Here is a 15,748-nt window from a genome sequence, read left to right as displayed (position 1 = left end):
ACCTTCGTGCGGGCGTGCCCCTAAACCGAGGCAGATTGACCCGCAAGCATGCTTACTCACCAACGATCGGTTCTGCACCCAGAAACGATCCATCGTGGTTGGCCAGCACCTGCGTCACCGCCGTCCACACGGCGACGTTCTGCGCCAATTCCATCGGGCTCACCTTGTCGAGCGTGTCATTCGCCGTGTGGTGCAGGTCGAAATAGCGGCTGCCGTCCTGCTGCAGGTCGATGATCGCCCCGCCCTGGTCGCGCAGGATGTTGAGGTCGGCACCGCCGCTGGCAACAATGCCGGATGCCGGCAGGACGCCGTAGCCCTCTACTGCCGCCGCCAGCTGCGCGAACAGCAGCGGGTTGCTGCGGGAGAAATTGGTTTCGAACCGCCAGATCAGGCCCGCACCGAAATCGCTTTCCAGGCCGACACCGATTTCCTCATCGGCATGGGCTTCGGAATAGGCGGCGGAACCCCACAGGCCGGTTTCCTCGGCGCCGGCGAACAAGACGCGGATCGTGCGCAGCGGCTGGCCCTGCTCCTGCACCCGCAGCGCGGCGGCTGCGGCAATCGCGCAGCCGGAAGCATCGTCGATCGCGCCGGTACCCGTGTCCCAGCTGTCGAGGTGACAGGCGAGCAGCACCGGGGGCAGTGTCGGGTCACGCCCGACGATTTCGCCGGTGACATTGCCGCTCTGCGTCATGCCCAGGTGCTGCGGAGTGAGCACCAGTTCCATGGTCACCGTCTCGCTGCGCTCGAGCATGCGTTCGAGGTTGTCGGCATCGGGATTGCTGAGCGCGGCAGCCGGGATCGGGCTCACGCCCTCCGCCCAGGTGGTCGCGCCGGTATGCGGCAGCCGGTCATTGTCCGACCCGATCGAACGGATCACCACGGCGGCAGCACCCTTCTGCGCAGCAATCGAGGGACCCTGGCGGCGCGGCGACCCGAAATAGCCGTAATGCGATCCATCCTGCGTCGCGCGCATCGAATGGCCGAGATAGACGATCTTTCCCGCCACGCTTTCCGGCTCAGCCGCGTTCAGTTCTGCCATGGAGGCAAAGTGGACGATTTCCGCAGTAATTCCCGCGGCGGGCGTCGCGCCACTGTATCCAAGCGCAGTCAGCACCAGTGGCTGGGCAAATTCACCGAGCACGCGCGCGCGCTCTTCGCCGCGTACCCAGGTGTTGTGCATGAAGGGTTCGTCTACGACATTCCGGAAGCCGCGTGCCTCCAGCCATTCCATTGCCCAGGCACGGCCGCGTGCCTCGTCTTCTGTACCGGCCAGGCGCGGCCCGACTTCGGTGGTGATCCCTTCGAGGAAGTCCCAGGCGATCTCGTCATGCGCGCCGGGTTCGAGCCCGTAACGGCTGTCGTAACGCTGGGCGGAAAGGCTGGCAGGAATGGTGAGTGAAAGCGCGGCGATGGCCATCGTTGGCGCGAGCAGGGTCTTGTTCATGGCCGGGTTGGCTAAACGATGTGCCTTGCCCTGCCAAGCGGTTGCGTCGACCTACCAGTTCAGTCCTTGCCGCCAGCCCATTTCTGCAAATGCGGGCGGAAGCGGAGGAAGAGACGGTAAAACCCTTCAAACAGCCGGTCGAGCAGCGGCAGGCGTGCCAGTTCGCCGATGGGGCGCAAAACGGGAATGCGGCGATACATGGCAGCAAAGGCCGCCGCGCCGGAAAGCACGCGATCACCTTCGCGCGCATGGAAGCGCGCGAGCAGGTCCTCGCGTGACACCGGACAGCTTTCGGGTTGGCCTTCACTCACGTCGACAAAGTCGATCGCAGCGCGGCGATCCAGCCGCCGCAGCATAGCAATCTCGCGGCGGCACAGCGGACAGGCTCCGTCAAACCAGACCGTAAGCCCCGTCGCTGAAGAAGCCGCATCCTGCATTGTGTCAATGTGAGCACGGACACGACGATTGCAACACGCCTTGCGGGCGCGGCCCCCCTCGCCTATCTGCGCCTGCAAATTCCAACCTTTTCCAGCTTACCCGATAAGGACGACCATGGCCGCCCAGTACGCATATGTCATGAAGGACATGACCAAGACTTTCCCCGGCGCACAGAAGCCGGTGCTGTCGAACATCAACCTGCAGTTCTACCGCGGGGCGAAGATCGGCATCGTCGGCCCCAACGGCGCGGGCAAGTCGACCCTGATCAAGATCATGGCCGGTATCGACACGGATATCTCCGGCGAAGCCTGGCCGGGCGAGAACATCACCGTCGGCTACCTCGAGCAGGAGCCGGAGCTGGACGCATCCAAGACCGTGCTCGAAAACGTCAAGGACGGCGCGCGCGACATTGCCGACAAGGTGGACGAATACAACGCCATCGCGGCGCAGATGGCCGAGCCTGACGCCGACTTCGAAGCCCTGGGCGACCGCATGGCCGAACTGCAGGCCGAGATCGACGCCGTCGACGGCTGGACGCTCGACAACCAGCTCGAGATCGCCATGGAAGCCCTGCGCTGCCCGCCGTCGGACATGGGCGTGGAAACGCTGTCGGGCGGTGAAAAGCGCCGCGTCGCGCTGACCCGCCTGCTGATCCAGAAGCCGGACATCCTGCTGCTGGACGAACCGACCAACCACCTCGACGCGGAGAGCGTGCTGTGGCTGGAAAACCACCTCAAGGATTATGCCGGCGCCGTGCTGATGATCACCCACGACCGCTACTTCCTCGATAACGTGGTGGAATGGATCCTCGAACTCGACCGCGGTTCGTACTACCCCTACGAAGGCAACTACTCGACCTACCTCGAGAAGAAGGCCAAGCGCCTGGAGCAGGAAAGCCGCGAGGAATCCGGCAAGCAGAAGGCGCTGCAGCGCGAGCTCGAATGGATGCGGCAGACGCCCGCCGCGCGCCAGACCAAGTCCAAGGCGCGTATCCGCAAGTTCGACCAGCTGCAGGACGAGATGGGCAACCGCAAGCCGGGCAAGGCCCAGATCATCATCCAGGTCCCTGAACGCCTCGGCGGCAAGGTGATCGAGGCCAAGAACATCTCCAAGGCCTACGGCGACAAGCTGTTGTTCGAAGACCTGTCCTTCATGCTTCCCCCGGGCGGCATCGTCGGCGTGATCGGCCCCAACGGCGCAGGCAAGTCCACGCTGTTCAAGATCATCACCGGCAAGGAAGAACCCGACACCGGCACTATCGAGATCGGCGAGACCGTGCGCCTAGGCTATGTCGACCAGAGCCGTGACCACCTCGACCCCAAGAAGAACGTCTGGGAGGAAATCTCCGACGGGCTCGACTACATGAAGGTCAACGGTCACGACATGTCGACCCGCGCCTATGTCGGCGCCTTCAACTTCAAGGGGCCGGACCAGCAGAAGAACGTCGGCAAGCTGTCGGGCGGTGAGCGCAACCGCGTGCACATGGCCAAGATGCTGAAAGAAGGCGGCAACGTGCTGCTGCTGGACGAACCGACCAATGACCTCGACGTGGAAACGCTGTCCGCGCTGGAAGACGCCATCGAGAACTTCGCCGGCTGCGCCGTGGTGATCTCGCACGACCGCTTCTTCCTCGACCGCCTAGCCACGCATATCCTTGCGTTTGAGGGTAATTCTCACGTTGAGTGGTTCGAGGGCAACTTCGAAGCCTACGAAGAGGACAAGCGCCGGCGCCTTGGTGATGCTGCGGATCGGCCTACGAAGTTGCAGTACAAAAAGCTGACTAGGTAGTAGAATCCAAATCTACGACATTCAGACGGAAGTGACCTTCGTCAATCTGGATTTCCCGCAACACGATATTCGTCTTGCGGGCAACCAGGTCGCGTACGAAGTTGCGGTCATCCTCATTGACCCGAGCGCCTAAGATTATCGCTTTCAACCGGCTTTCATCAAACTCCCTCCAGCCCGGCGGCCTGCGCCATTCGATAAGCCGATACTCCTGTTCATATGCCCAAGCATCGCTCTTCAGGAGTACCGACTGCTGGAAAGTTTCTGTTTCATTTATGTTGGTGAGGTTTATCCTCGGACGTTCTTCAGAGTAGCGGACCGGAAATGGGCACCAGCCTTCTCCGATCTCCGAGTTATCAAACTCAAGGCATACGCCTCTATGGCTGTCTGCGTAGTGCGCCCACATTAGCTCGTTGGTTGATGTTTGAGAAAAGCACGTAACCGCAGACTCAATCATGAACTCTTGCCAACTGTCCTTCTGACGACGAGCAAAAACCTCTGGATCAGTTGTGAGAATTTCTCTCCTTCTCTTGGTCCGAAAGTGTCGCGGTACACCTTTTAGATGCCTTCCAACCGCTCCCTTGATATACTCTCGCCGCTCTTTCGGGTTGTCCCCAAAGTAGTATACAGGATTGCAGTCGAGGGGATCATTAAAAGCCAAGGGTGATTGCCAATAAAGCCTGTGGTGCAAGACTGCATTTTCGATGGCATCTCTGCCGTATTCACCGGACAAAGCACGATACTTGAATATCGTAGCCGGATAGTCTGATGGGTAAAGCGTCATCATGCGATAAGGTGGTAGTTAAGCCAATATTTTCAATCTGTTCCAAAAGAACTAGCACACAACGGGAAATTGAACTTCTTTTCCAACCGCTAGTCAAGTTTGGGAAACTTGCCTTCGGAATTTTGCCGACAACTCGCTCAATTTGACTCACTCCGCCCCCGTCCCCACATCGACGTCAAGGCGTCCGGCACGCGGGCGCGTGTACCAGTCGGCGCGTTCTGCGCCGCGAACACGAAATCCAAAGGAATTCCATGACCACTCCAAATAGCGGTGACACCGTAATTATCGACTACATCGTCAAGAAGGCCGACGGCACCATCGTCGGCAATACCGAGCAGACCGGTCCCCAGGAGGTGAAGCTTGGTGCCAACCAGATCTTCCCGCAGGTCGAAGCTGCGCTGACCGACATGACAGTTGGTGACGAGCAATCGGTGGCCATCCCCTGCGAAAGCGCTTTCGGCCCGCGCCAGGATGAATTGGTGATCGACATCCCGCGCGCCAACCTGCCGCCCGAGCCAGCCCCCGAACCTGGCATGCAGTTGCAGGCGCAGGGCCAGGACGGCCAGCCGATGGTGCTGCACATCGTCGAGGTCGGCGAAGAAACGGTCAAGGCGGACGCCAACCATCCGCTGGCGGGCGAAGACGTGACCTTCGACGTGACGCTGCGCGATATCCAGCAAGCGGCCTGATAAACCGAAATGGCGGGCGGTCTGTGAGGCAATAATCCCGATGACTGCCCGCCACCTCATCATCCACGGCCGCGTGCAGGGCGTGTTCTACCGCGACTGTACGGTGAATACCGCGCGCCAGCTCGGCTTGGCGGGGTGGGTCAGAAACCTGCCCGACCGCACGGTCGAGGCGCTGCTGGAGGGTGACGCCGACGCCGTCGCTACCATGATAGCGCGCATGCATGACGGCCCGCCCGCCGCGCGGGTCGACCGGATCGACCAGCGCGAAGTGGAGCCGCAAGGACTGGACGACTTCGAACGACGCTAGCGCAAGCAGCGCCTGCCGCCCCTCAGCCCAGTCGCTCCACCACGTAGACCGTTGAGCCGCTGTTGTGGCCATATTCTGCAAGGTGCGGTCCGTGCTCCTCGAACAATACGTCGACCAGCCCGGCATCTTTGCTGTCTTTCACAATGTCGGCATATTCGGGATCGGCAAGACTGAGGTCGTTCAGCGAGAAGGCCAGCTTGGCCTTCGGCTGCATGGCGTGCAGCATCTCCGTGTACAGCGACGGCGGTGCCGCCCCCTTGCTGATCACGCCCGCCGCAGCGATCGCCTCGTATTTGCCTAGCCCGTCGGAGAGGGACTCCTCGGGCTCGACGACGTGCAGGTTGCGGTAGATGTCCCGCTCGCGGGCAACGTCCAGCATCTTCTCCGACAGGTCGACGCCATCGATCTGCTCGAAGCCGGCTTGCTTCAAGGCGATCCCCGACAGGCCCGTGCCGCAACCATAGTCCATCACCGGCTGCCCGCCGGGAGACACGAAGCTGGCCAGCGCCTCGGCAACGCGGGTCGGGGTAATGTAGCCCTGCGATACGACGTCGCGGTCGTATTCTGCGGCCCAGTTGTCGTAAGCCTGTCGCATCTCGGCATCGCCCGATGCGGTGTAGACCTTGTCGAGTTTGGAATTTCCCATTTGAGCCCTCTTTGTCTGCTGCTCCAATGGTTCCAGACGACTACGGTAACGGATGCATCAGGGTCAACCTTTGCCACCGCGCCGGGACAGCTTTCGCGTCCCTACATCCTTGGAAATCCGTCATTTCGTCGCCGACGAACCGCTTCGCCGCCGCGCCACAGACCTCGACAGGACCGCCAAGCCGATGGAACCGCAGCCGCTATCCGCCGTTATCGATCCAACTGCACAGTAACGGAAACCCACAGCCAGCGATGGCCGACGACAAGCACGATCCCACCTACCTGCAACCATTCAACCAGGCTCACCGGGCCAACAAGTCGGATGGTTCTCCCGCAGCACCCTTCGACGGCGCCTCCAAGCTCCTTTTCGAACAGGCCATGGCGCAGACGCGCATGGCGGTGGTGCTGACCGACCCGAACCTGCCGGACGATCCCATCGTCTTCTGCAACCAGGCCTTCCAGGACCTGACCGGCTACGAGGCGAGCGAGATTGTCGGGCGCAATTGCCGCTTCCTGCAAGGGGCCGATACCGACCAGGAACAGGTCGAGAAGATCCGCCAGGCAATCCGCGAAGAGGACGTGGTGGTGGTCGAGATCCTCAACTACCGCAAGGACGGCACGCGGTTCTGGAACACGTTGCACTTGGGACCGATCTACGACGAGAACGGCACGCTGAAGTACTTTTTCGGCAGCCAATGGGACGTCACCGATATCCACCAGTCGCGCGCCGAAGAGCACCACGCCAAGGCCATGGCACGCGAGGTATCGCACCGGCTCAAGAACGTGTTCTCGGTGATCGGCGGCATCGTCAACATCACCGGCCGTTCGATGGACGCACGGGCAGTGGCAAAGCGCATCAACGAACGCGTGCAGGCACTGGGCCGGTCATATGAGCCCACGCTGGACGAGGCCGCGCTCGGCACTATCGGCGTGGGACAGGCGATCCGCGCCGTGCTGGCGCCCTACGACCCCGAAGGCAACCGGGTGAAGTACCGCGGGAACGGTATCCGCACGGAGCCCAACGCAATCTCGGCCATCGGCCTGACGCTGCACGAACTGGCCACCAACGCGACGAAGTACGGCGCCTTGTCGAACGACACCGGCCAGGTCGAACTTGCCTGGGAACACGCCCGCGACAAGGTCGGTCGCACGACCATCGAGATCGACTGGAGGGAGACCGGCGGCCCCCGCATCGATGGCCCGCCGGAACGCACCGGCACCGGCTTCAACATTGCCGAAACGCTGCTCTCGCATTCGCGCGGGGTGCTCGAGACCGACTGGACCCCCGAGGGCCTGCATGCCCGAATCATCCTTCCCATCGCCAACAGGTAGACCCGCACAATGAAGACCATACTCGTGCTCGAAGACGAGCCGCTGATCGCGATGGACCTGCGCTATGCGGTGGAGGATCTCGGCTTCGAGGTGCTCGCCGCGATCGACAATGACGAGGCGCTGGCGGCGATCGAGGGCCGCGAGGTAGACGGCGCGATCCTCGACGTCAGTCTGGGAGCCGGCAAGACCTGCGAACCCACCGCCTCCGAGCTGCACGCGCGCGCGATCCCGTTTATCCTGCACACGGGCGACCTCGACCGCGTGGGCGAGACGCTGCGCGCCATCGGTGCCCCGATCATGCCCAAGCCCTCCCCTTCCGATGTGGTGGCAAACCGGCTGGTCGACCAGATGCGCGAGAAAACCTGACCGCGGACGCGCCGGGGCGACAAGCGCTTTGCAATTCGTCCTGCGATGCTAGGGGATTCGCCTCATGACACTTCCCCGCCCCCTGATCTGGCTGATCCTGGCCCTGCCCGCCGCATACATTCTCGGCAGCTGGGCCTTCGTGCCCGACACTTACGGCTACGGCCACGCGGTCGCGGACAGCGGCGACTGGGCGGCTTGGCTGCTGCTCGCCACCCTCGCCGTCACGCCTGTCCGGCTGCTGTTCGGCCCGCGTCCGGCAACCAATTGGCTGCTCAAGCGGCGACGGGACCTGGGCGTTGCCAGCTTCGCCTACGCCACCGGGCATGCGGTCATCTACCTGTGGGATCGGCCTGCGCTGGCCGAGATCATCGCCGACGCGACGGACCTGCCGCTGCTAACCGGTTGGCTCGCGCTGCTCATCTTCCTGCCGCTGGCAATGACATCCAACGACGTGTCCATGCGGCGGCTGAAGCGGGCGTGGAAGAAACTGCACCGGCTGGTCTATCCCGCGGCGGTGCTGACCTTCGCGCACTGGGCGCTGACGGCCTTCGATCCGACCACGGCCTATATCCACATCGGGATACTGGCCGCGATCGAGATCGTTAGGGTGGCGCTACAGGCGCGCCAGAAAGCCAAAAGGTAGCGCCGTTAGAGCGTCACGTACTGGCGGAAGCGCGCGACTTCTTCCTCGTCGACATACTTGCCGATTTCGCGGTCGAATTCGGCCATGTCCTCGTAGGGACGGTACTCGTCGAATTCGTGCGCCATGCGATCGTCCATGCCGGGCACCAGCGCGACTTCCTCGTCGGTGAAGGTGTTGAGGTTGATCGGCACGAACACGTTTACCAGCGTGGCGCTGGCTTCTTCGGGGGTACCATTGGCCAGCAACACGGCGTTCAGGTCGACCACGCTGTCATAAGGCTGGCCAGCGACGATGGCGGCGGCCAGTTCATCGGACACCCCGGCGGCGGCCAACTCCTCGGCTGTCGCGGTGCTGGCATCGAGCACGCCGACCGCTTCGGCGGTATCACCCGCGTCAGCTGCATCCGTGGTTTCGGTTTGCGTGGTGTCGGCCTCGATGTCGGCAGTCTCGCCACAGGCGGACAGGGCCAGGACAGAAACAGAAACGGCAGTAGCAATCAGGATCTTGCGCATGGAAACTCCTCTCGGTTTGAGGCGCCGATGTAGCCAGCCCGTGCCCCGCTGCGAACCCCCAAAGTGTATCGCATGGTCGCAAGCTGTGGCGAGGACGACTGAAAGTGACCCGAAATTAATCGTCACAATCTAGGGTTTCGGCTCGCAAGAGAGATGGGAGGGAATGAGATGTATTCGATCCATTATTCGCCGGAAACGCGCATCCTCGAGATGAAGCTGGAAGGTCGCTGGAGCGAGGAAGATTTCGAGAAGTTCGAAAAGGCCTATGTCGAGGCGTTGCGCGCGCATTCGCTGGGTGGAAAAAGCATCGCCGTCCTGAGCGATTCGCGCGATTTCCATGTGCAGACGCAGGAAGTGGCAGACCGCTTTGCCAAGCTGGGCAGTGGCTCGGGCGCAAAGGTCATGGCCAGTGCCATCGTCGTGGCATCCTTGCTCAACAAGATGCAGGCGGAGCGCATCGTCCATTCAAAGAAGCTGGGAGTCTTCCTCGACATCAAGGAAGCCAAGGCCTGGCTGGCCGATGCCCTGAAGGACGTCGCTGCTTGACGGCCGGCAGGAAGCGCAGTTCCATACCGCACGACCCGGCACCCATACCATCGGCGCCCGCATGGCGGCTCAGACGAAGGGCAGCGCCATGTCGCAGGACACTATCGTTGCCTAGGGCGAATGCGTCCTGCTCGATTCCAACCTGGAAATGAGCGCGCTGCAGGGCAAGCTGGCAGGGCCAAAACTGGCAGAATCGAAGGCCTAGTCCGCCACCCGCTCAATGTTTCGACTTGCCGATTCCCGGTACCAACATTCCCACCCGCGTGCGGTACTCGGTGTACTGGGCGCCAAGGTAGGTGGTCAGGTCACGCTCCTCATAGCGGATGGCAATCAGGACATAGATCGACATGCCGGCTGCGAACAGCAGATGGCCCATGGTCATCGTCGGTGTCGCCCAGATGCCGATCAGCATGCCCAGGTACAGCGGGTGGCGTGAAACCTTGTAGAACAGCGGATCGCGGAACTTCTGCGCCACCGGGTCCTTGCCTGTGAAGTCCAGCCACACCTGTTGCAGGCCGAACAGCTCGAAGTGGTTGACCAACCACGTACTGATGAAGGCGATGGTCCAGCCGACCAGGAACAGTCCCCAGAGCGCATAGACTGCCCAGTCCGCTTCCACGGACCACACGACCGTGGGCATGGGTTGCCAGAGCGAGAACAGGGCCCACAAGACCAGCAAGGTCATCAGGACGTAGACTGTCCGCTCGATCGCGGGATGGATGATGGAGGTTATCCAGGCCTTGAAGCCCGGGCGCGCCATCACCGAGTGTTGCACCCCGAAGAGCGCGATCAATGCAAGGTTGACGATAGCCGACAACGATGGATCGCCCGCGGTGCCCGAGTCGATCGTCTTGGGGACGAAGACCCCTCCGACGAAAGCGATGAGATAAAGAAATGTCGCGAAAAACAGCAGGTAGACTGCCACGGCGAAACTGAAGCGCAGAATAGGCACAGTTGCCCCCTTCCCCAAGAGCGACGACCCTGCCCGACAGTTACCACGACGCCGCACGGATCGCCAAACAAGACTGCCGACGACATTCAGGAAAGAGACCAGAAACCTGAACATTAGGCAGCCAAGGCGGTTCAGTTAACGCTCATCGTGACTCGATAGAAATTGCCCCATCAACTGACTTACAAGCGCCGCAGCACTCGGGCGGCATTGGTCAACATACAGGAGATGTTGCAATGCAACTCGCAGACCTTTTGAAATCCTGCGGCCTTGCCGCGCTCGCCGCCTCCATGGCAGTGCCGCTGCTGCCTGCGACGGCTGTTGCAGCCACAGACAATACCGCCAGTACCGAGGTGTCGGTAGAGCAGCAGCGCGATCGCGGCGAGCGTGCCCGTGGCGAAGGCCGCCGTGGCGATCGCGATGCACGCCGTTCTAACCCCAGGCGCGGCGTTGAAAACACCACCCGCGCCCCGCGCGAACGGCCGGCCCTGGCTGAATCGCGGGCTCGCGCGGCAGAAGCGCGCCAAGCAGACAATCGCAGCGAACGCCGCGCCGACCGTGTCGAGCGCCGGGGAGATCGTGCTGCCCGTGACGCGCGCCGTGCCGGTGACAACCGCGAGGCCCGCCGCATCGACCGCCGCTCGGAACGCCGCGCGGATCGGATTGAACGGCGTGGTGACCGCCGCGCGGACAATATCCGGCGTGGCGGTGACCGGCAGGCCAGCGACCGCAACCGGACCTATCGCGACGGCAACCGCAACCGCGGCTATACTGATCGCAACCGTGACCAGCGCCGCTACAGCGACCGCAATCGCAGCTATAACGATCGCAACCGTGACCAGCGCCAGTATCGCGACCGGGACCGCCGCTACAACGATCGCAACCGCGACCAGCGTCGCTACCGGGATCGCAACGGTTCGTACCGTGACGGCTACCGCGATGCGCGCCGCGACTATCGCCGGTGGAACCGCCAGTCATGGCGGCGCGACAACCGCTACAACTGGAACCATTACCGCCAGCGCAACCGGAACGTGTTCCACCTTGGTGTCTACTACTCGCCCTACCGGAACTACAGCTACCGCCGCCTGAACATCGGCTTCTATCTCGACAGCCTGTTCTTCGGCAGTCGCTACTGGATCAACGACCCGTGGCAGTACCGCCTGCCCGAGGTCTACGGCCCCTATCGCTGGGTGCGCTACTACGACGACGTGCTGCTGGTCGACATCTACACCGGCGAAGTGGTCGACGTGATCTACGACTTCTTCTGGTAACCCCAGGACCCGCAACATGGCCGGAGCGAGTGGCCGGCGATGGACCCCCTGCCCCTAGCGGGCGGGGGGTTTTTTGCTGTGCGGGGATCAGGCCTTGGGCGTGCCGAAAGGCAGCATGCGCCAGAGGTTGCCGTCCTTGTCGATCAGCATGTGCTTCAGCATGCCCAGCACGTGCAGGCCGATCAGGTAGATCATGATCTCGCCGCCAGTGCCGTGCAGCTCGCCCATCGTTTCTGCCAGTTGCTCATTCACGCCTACCGGCAGGCCTGGCAGCGTGAACATGCCCCAGACCTCGATCCCTTCACCCTCGAAGGATTCGGACAGCCAGCCGAGCATGGGAAGGCCAACCAGCAGGACATAGAATACGATGTGCAGCGTCCGGGCGAGTGCCTTCTCCCATGCTGCCATGCCTGCCCGCAGCGGCGGCGGGCGATTGATGAGGCGCCAGCCAAGGCGCAGCAAGGTCAACGCCAGGATCGTGATGCCAAGCGACTTGTGGTTCATGACAAAGGCGAAAGCGTCGGCCCGCACCTCGGCATGTTCTGCCGCCTCGATCAGGCGCCAGTTCACGATCACCGCCACTGCGATCAGCCAGTGCAGCAGCATAGAGACGCCCGAATATCTCTGATTTGCGGTCAATTGACTCACTCCAAAGCCTCGACAGTGCAAGCCTGCACTTGCCAGCACCCGCAAGCAATGGAAAAGCAGGGGCAGCATGACGACCAAGACCAAGAGCAAGTATCCGGACAATGCCGACCAGGCCCTGCTCAAGAAGCTGGGCGCGCAGGTACGTGAGCGGCTGGCGGCCAATCCCGCCGTCTACAAGGTACCGAGCGACGAGGTGGAGCTGTTCGCCGTGGGCGACTTCATGACGCCTGCCGAGTGCGCCAAGATGATCGAGCTGATCGACGCCACGGCCAAACCGAGCAAGGTCTTCGACGTCGACTATTCCAGCGGCTACCGCACCAGCTATTCGGGTGATGTCGATCCCTACGATCCCTTCGTGAAGAAGATCGGCCGCCGGGTGGACGACCTGCTCGGCATCGATCCGCGCTTCGGCGAGACGATCCAGGGTCAGCGCTACATGCCGGGCCAGGAATTCCAGCCGCACCACGACTGGTTCCATCCGGGCACCAGCTATTGGGACTACGAGATGTCGCGCGGCGGACAGCGCAGTTTCACGACCATGGCCTTCCTCAACGAGGTCGAAGGTGGCGGCACGACCGATTTCACCGAGCTGGGCATCGCGCTGGAGCCGAAGCCCGGCGTCCTGCTGATCTGGAACAACGCCCGCCCGGACGGGATCACCAATCTGAAGACCATGCACGCAGGCCGCCCGGTCACCGCCGGTTCCAAGTACATCTTCACCAAGTGGTACCGCGCCCGCGAGTGGCGCTGACGGCTCAGCGCGCCAGCGCCTCGGCGATCAGCTTGCGCGAATTCTCCACGCCGTAGAGTGCGATGAAGCTGCCCATGCGTGGCCCCTGCGAGGAGCCGAGCAGGGTCTCGTAGAGCGCCTTGAACCAGTCGCGCAGGTTCTCGAACCCGAAAGCCTCTTCCTTGCCCACTTCGTAGACGATGGTCTGCAGGTCTTCGGCAGGCGTATCGGCAGCCACTTCGGCCAATCGTGCGTCGAGCGCCTTGAGCGCAGCGGCCTCGTTCGGCTCCGGCGCGCGCTTGACCAGCGTCGGCGCGATGAAGTCGCGATTGTAGGCCAGCGCTTTCTCGACCAGCCGGAACAAGTCCGGATGATCGTCCGGATCGGTATCATGCATGTAGTTGCCGAGGTAGGACCACACCTGCTCGTGCGTCGCCGTCGCGCCCAGCACGCCGACGAGGTTGAGCAGCAGGCCATAGGTCACCGGCAGGCTGTCACCTGCACCGATGGGCGGTTGCGAGCCGCTGGAATCCTTCACCCGCAGCAGGTTCCACACCGGGTTGCCCAGTTGCTTGTCGATATCCTGTTCCAGGATGCGCTCGCGGAACTGCCAGTAATCGTCCACCGCGCGCGGGATCACGCCCACGTGCAGTTGCTTGGCGCTCTTGGGATTGGGGAAGATGTAGAAGCCCAGGCTCTCTTCGCTGCCGTAGGTCAGCCATTCCTCGATCGTCAGGCCATTGCCCTTGGACTTGGAAATCTTCTCGCCGTTGGCGTCGAGGAAAAGCTCGTAGATCAGGCCTTCCGGCTTGCGGCCGCCGAGCACCTTGGCGATCTTGCCCGACTGCACGCCGGTATCGGTCAGGTCCTTGCCGTACATCTCGTAGTCGACGCCCAGCGCCACCCAGCGCATGGCGAAGTCGACCTTCCACTGCAGCTTGGCCATGCCGCCGAGTGCAGACTGTTCGATCACCGAGCCGTCTTCGTCGGTGAAGCGCACGATACCCTCGTCCGCATCGACAACTTCGACCGGCACCTGCAGCACGTGGCCGGTGGCAGGCGAGATCGGCATGATCGGCGAGTAGGTTGCGGCGCGCTCGGCGCGCAGCGTCGGCAGCATGATGTCGAGGATCGCCTGGTTGTTGCGCAGCACGCCGCGCAGCGCATCGTCGAACGCACCGGTGTTGTACTGGCTCGAGGCAGCGATGAATTCGTACTCGAAACCGAAGCGATCGAGGAACTCGCGCAACATGGCATTGTTGTGCGCGGCGAAGCTCTCGTACTTTTCGAACGGGTCTGGAATGCGGCTCAACGGCTTGTGCAGGTGCTCGGCCAGCATGTCCTTGTTGGGCACGTTGTCTGGCACCTTGCGCAGGCCATCCATGTCATCGCTGAAGGCGACCAGCCGCGTGGGCGCAGGCGTGCCGTCATCGTCGGCGGCGACGATTTCATAGGCCTTGCGGACCAGCGTCGTGCGCAGAACTTCCTGGAAAGTGCCGATGTGCGGCAGCCCCGACGGGCCGTAGCCGGTTTCGAACAGCACGGGCTTTCCGCCGGGTTTACCGCCCGGGTACCGCTTCGCTAGACGCTGGGCTTCCTGAAAGGGCCAGGCCTTGGACACACGGGCGGCTTCGATGAGGTCGGTGCTGAACATGGCGGGGGCTTTTGCCGAACGCAGCCGCTTTCGCAAGTGCGAAACGTTTCGGAACCGCAGAGGCCGAAGGCCATTGGACTAGCAAACAAGCACAACGGGGGTTCCCTTGGATTACGTCGCAATACTCGAAAACCAGGTCACATCGATGTGGGAGGGCCTGGTTTCGATCCTGCCAAATCTTGCCATCGCCCTGCTCGTCCTGCTGTTCACCTGGATCCTCGCGCGCTTTGCCGTGCGGATTGCCAAGAGGATTACCGGCAAGTCGAGCATGCGCGAAGACCTGCAGCAGTTGATGGAAACGCTCGTGCGCCTTGCCATCTGGCTGACCGGCTTCGTCCTCGCCCTGATCATTGCGATCCCCGGCTTCACGCCTGCGGGCCTGATTGCCGGCCTCGGTATCGGCGCCCTCGCCATCGGTTTCGCCTTTCAGGATATCTTCGAGAACTTCCTCGCAGGGGTCCTCATCATGCTGCGCGAAAAGATGCGTATCGGCGACCTGATCGAATGCGAAGGGGTACTCGGCAAGGTGGAACGGATTACCCTGCGCGAGACCTATGTCCGGCAGCTATCCAACGAGCTGACGATCATGCCCAATTCGATGCTGTTCAAGAACGCGGTGCAGATCCTCACCGATGACACCGTACGGCGCAACGACGTGGTCGTGGGCGTCGCCTACGATACCGACCTCGAATTGGCGCAGAAGGTAATCCTCGAAGCGATGGAAACCGTCGACGCCATCGTGAAGGACCGCCCGATCGTGGTCTATGCGCAGGAATTCGGCGGCAGCTCGATCGACTTCCTCGTGCAATGGTATGCCCAGTCCGCCTCGCGCGACCTGCGGCAGACCAAGAGCGAAGCAATCAAGGCGATCAAGAAGGGCCTCGACGCGGCAGGCATCGACATCCCCTTCCCGATCCAGACCAACTACTTCCCGGAAGCCTTGCGGATCGAACAAGTCGCGTCGAACCAGATTGCGGACTAAGTCAACGAAAGCGATTGGCA

19 protein-coding genes are annotated in these 15,748 nt (G+C 62.3%); 11 read left to right on the top strand and 8 right to left on the bottom strand.

What is annotated here, in order from left to right:
* Window positions 1-52: 52 nt before the first annotated feature.
* Both AAEO60_RS04430 and AAEO60_RS04425 read right to left on the bottom strand, forming a co-directional pair.
* Window positions 53-1,447, bottom strand: a complete 1,395-nt coding sequence (locus tag AAEO60_RS04430; RefSeq protein ID WP_341672435.1) for a M20/M25/M40 family metallo-hydrolase — start codon at window positions 1,445-1,447, stop codon at window positions 53-55.
* 59 nt (window positions 1,448-1,506) lie between these two features.
* Window positions 1,507-1,884, bottom strand: a complete 378-nt coding sequence (locus tag AAEO60_RS04425) for a thiol-disulfide oxidoreductase DCC family protein (RefSeq protein ID WP_341672434.1) — start codon at window positions 1,882-1,884, stop codon at window positions 1,507-1,509.
* Window positions 1,885-1,999: 115 nt separating this feature from the next.
* On the opposite strand from AAEO60_RS04425, the gene ettA reads away from it, so the two are divergent.
* Window positions 2,000-3,673: an energy-dependent translational throttle protein EttA gene (gene ettA, locus AAEO60_RS04420; RefSeq protein ID WP_341672433.1), complete on the top strand. Its 1,674-nt coding sequence runs from the start codon at window positions 2,000-2,002 to the stop codon at window positions 3,671-3,673.
* Here ettA and AAEO60_RS04415 read toward each other — a convergent pair.
* Window positions 3,666-4,457 carry a DUF2971 domain-containing protein gene (locus tag AAEO60_RS04415; protein WP_341672432.1) on the bottom strand — a complete coding sequence of 264 codons (792 nt, stop codon included), beginning with the start codon at window positions 4,455-4,457 and terminating at the stop codon, window positions 3,666-3,668. The genes ettA and AAEO60_RS04415 overlap by 8 nt on opposite strands.
* Window positions 4,458-4,705: 248 nt before the next feature.
* Here AAEO60_RS04415 and AAEO60_RS04410 point away from each other — a divergent pair, with 248 nt between their 5' ends.
* A complete protein-coding gene (locus AAEO60_RS04410; protein ID WP_341672431.1) occupies window positions 4,706-5,143 on the top strand; it encodes an FKBP-type peptidyl-prolyl cis-trans isomerase in 438 nt (145 codons plus the stop codon).
* Between the two features lie 40 nt (window positions 5,144-5,183).
* Entirely contained in the window at window positions 5,184-5,450 is a 267-nt protein-coding gene (locus AAEO60_RS04405) for an acylphosphatase (protein WP_341672430.1), read from the top strand.
* Between the two features lie 22 nt (window positions 5,451-5,472).
* On the opposite strand, the gene AAEO60_RS04400 is transcribed toward AAEO60_RS04405, so the two are convergent.
* Window positions 5,473-6,096 (bottom strand): class I SAM-dependent DNA methyltransferase, encoded by a 624-nt coding sequence (locus AAEO60_RS04400; RefSeq protein WP_341672429.1) that lies wholly within the window; start codon window positions 6,094-6,096, stop codon window positions 5,473-5,475.
* A gap of 109 nt (window positions 6,097-6,205) precedes the next feature.
* Here AAEO60_RS04400 and AAEO60_RS04395 point away from each other — a divergent pair, with 109 nt between their 5' ends.
* The 4 genes from AAEO60_RS04395 to AAEO60_RS04380 all read left to right on the top strand — a co-directional run bounded on the left by AAEO60_RS04395 (window position 6,206) and on the right by AAEO60_RS04380 (window position 8,436).
* On the top strand, window positions 6,206-6,328 hold the full coding sequence (locus AAEO60_RS04395; RefSeq protein WP_341672428.1) for a hypothetical protein: 123 nt from the start codon (window positions 6,206-6,208) through the stop codon (window positions 6,326-6,328).
* Window positions 6,329-6,347: 19 nt separating this feature from the next.
* Entirely contained in the window at window positions 6,348-7,427 is a 1,080-nt protein-coding gene (locus AAEO60_RS04390) for a PAS domain-containing protein (protein WP_341672427.1), read from the top strand.
* Between the two features lie 9 nt (window positions 7,428-7,436).
* On the top strand, window positions 7,437-7,793 hold the full coding sequence (locus tag AAEO60_RS04385) for a response regulator (protein ID WP_341672426.1): 357 nt from the start codon (window positions 7,437-7,439) through the stop codon (window positions 7,791-7,793).
* Window positions 7,794-7,857: 64 nt separating this feature from the next.
* On the top strand, window positions 7,858-8,436 hold the full coding sequence (locus AAEO60_RS04380; RefSeq protein ID WP_341672425.1) for a protein-methionine-sulfoxide reductase heme-binding subunit MsrQ: 579 nt from the start codon (window positions 7,858-7,860) through the stop codon (window positions 8,434-8,436).
* 5 nt (window positions 8,437-8,441) lie between these two features.
* On the opposite strand, the gene AAEO60_RS04375 is transcribed toward AAEO60_RS04380, so the two are convergent.
* Entirely contained in the window at window positions 8,442-8,948 is a 507-nt protein-coding gene (locus tag AAEO60_RS04375; RefSeq protein ID WP_341672424.1) for a hypothetical protein, read from the bottom strand.
* A gap of 168 nt (window positions 8,949-9,116) precedes the next feature.
* On the opposite strand from AAEO60_RS04375, the gene AAEO60_RS04370 reads away from it, so the two are divergent.
* Window positions 9,117-9,494 (top strand): SpoIIAA family protein, encoded by a 378-nt coding sequence (locus AAEO60_RS04370; protein ID WP_341672423.1) that lies wholly within the window; start codon window positions 9,117-9,119, stop codon window positions 9,492-9,494.
* Between the two features lie 217 nt (window positions 9,495-9,711).
* Here the strand turns inward: AAEO60_RS04370 and mddA are convergent, their stop codons facing one another.
* Entirely contained in the window at window positions 9,712-10,446 is a 735-nt protein-coding gene (mddA, locus tag AAEO60_RS04365; RefSeq protein ID WP_341672422.1) for a methanethiol S-methyltransferase, read from the bottom strand.
* A 233-nt stretch (window positions 10,447-10,679) separates the two neighbouring features.
* Here mddA and AAEO60_RS04360 point away from each other — a divergent pair, with 233 nt between their 5' ends.
* Window positions 10,680-11,714: an RcnB family protein gene (locus AAEO60_RS04360; protein ID WP_341672421.1), complete on the top strand. Its 1,035-nt coding sequence runs from the start codon at window positions 10,680-10,682 to the stop codon at window positions 11,712-11,714.
* Window positions 11,715-11,801: 87 nt separating this feature from the next.
* On the opposite strand, the gene AAEO60_RS04355 is transcribed toward AAEO60_RS04360, so the two are convergent.
* A complete protein-coding gene (locus AAEO60_RS04355) occupies window positions 11,802-12,362 on the bottom strand; it encodes a cytochrome b (protein ID WP_341672420.1) in 561 nt (186 codons plus the stop codon).
* Window positions 12,363-12,429: 67 nt separating this feature from the next.
* On the opposite strand from AAEO60_RS04355, the gene AAEO60_RS04350 reads away from it, so the two are divergent.
* Window positions 12,430-13,113: a prolyl hydroxylase family protein gene (locus AAEO60_RS04350; RefSeq protein ID WP_341672419.1), complete on the top strand. Its 684-nt coding sequence runs from the start codon at window positions 12,430-12,432 to the stop codon at window positions 13,111-13,113.
* A gap of 4 nt (window positions 13,114-13,117) precedes the next feature.
* On the opposite strand, the gene AAEO60_RS04345 is transcribed toward AAEO60_RS04350, so the two are convergent.
* Window positions 13,118-14,746, bottom strand: coding sequence for a lysine--tRNA ligase (locus AAEO60_RS04345; protein ID WP_341672418.1), 1,629 nt, complete (start codon window positions 14,744-14,746; stop codon window positions 13,118-13,120).
* Window positions 14,747-14,852: 106 nt separating this feature from the next.
* On the opposite strand from AAEO60_RS04345, the gene AAEO60_RS04340 reads away from it, so the two are divergent.
* Window positions 14,853-15,728, top strand: a complete 876-nt coding sequence (locus AAEO60_RS04340; RefSeq protein WP_341672417.1) for a mechanosensitive ion channel family protein — start codon at window positions 14,853-14,855, stop codon at window positions 15,726-15,728.
* The last annotated feature ends 20 nt before the right edge of the window (window positions 15,729-15,748 follow it).

It is taken from the genome of Aurantiacibacter gilvus, assembly GCF_038289935.1.
In the GTDB taxonomy this organism is placed as follows: domain Bacteria; phylum Pseudomonadota; class Alphaproteobacteria; order Sphingomonadales; family Sphingomonadaceae; genus Alteraurantiacibacter; species Alteraurantiacibacter gilvus.
The sequence above is the reverse complement of the archived record's forward strand: the minus strand, read 5'-3'. Positions and strand labels throughout refer to the sequence as shown.